The organism is Streptomyces sp. BE303 (assembly GCF_036290945.1).
Lineage (GTDB): Bacteria > Actinomycetota > Actinomycetes > Streptomycetales > Streptomycetaceae > Kitasatospora.
Window position 1 is genome coordinate 1 of the sequence record NZ_JAQYWZ010000408.1, and the last position, 495, is coordinate 495.

The following is a 495-nucleotide window of genomic DNA, read 5'->3' on the forward strand; positions in this document are numbered from 1 at the left end:
CTTCGTCTTCCCGGGGCAGGGCTCGCAGTGGGCCGGCATGGCCGTCGAACTCCTCGACACCGCACCCGTCTTCGCCGAGAAGATGAACCAGTGCGAACAGGCCCTCGCCCCCCACGTCGACTGGTCCCTCACCCAACTCCTGCGCGACGGCGCACCCCTCGACCGCGTCGACATCGTCCAACCCGCCCTCTGGGCCGTCATGATCTCCCTCACCGCCCTCTGGGAGTCCTACGGCGTCACCCCCGACGCCGTCCTCGGCCACTCCCAAGGCGAAATCGCCGCCGCCGTCGTCGCCGGAGCCCTCACCCTCGAAGACGGCGCCACCGTCGTCGCCCTCCGCAGCCAAGCCATCCACACCATCACCGGCACCGGCGGCATGGTCTCCCTCACCCACCCCCTCGACCACACCCACCAACTCATCGCCCCCTGGCACGACCGCATCTCCGTCGCCGCCGTCAACGGCCCCACCGCCGTCGTCGTCAGCGGCGACAACGA

At 70.5% G+C, this 495-nt stretch carries 1 protein-coding gene; it reads left to right on the forward strand.

Translation table 11 applies throughout. The features are described 5' to 3' along the window. The coding region (locus PUR56_RS07025) for an acyltransferase domain-containing protein (protein ID WP_329948271.1) at positions 1 to 495 on the forward strand (495 nt) is incomplete at both ends.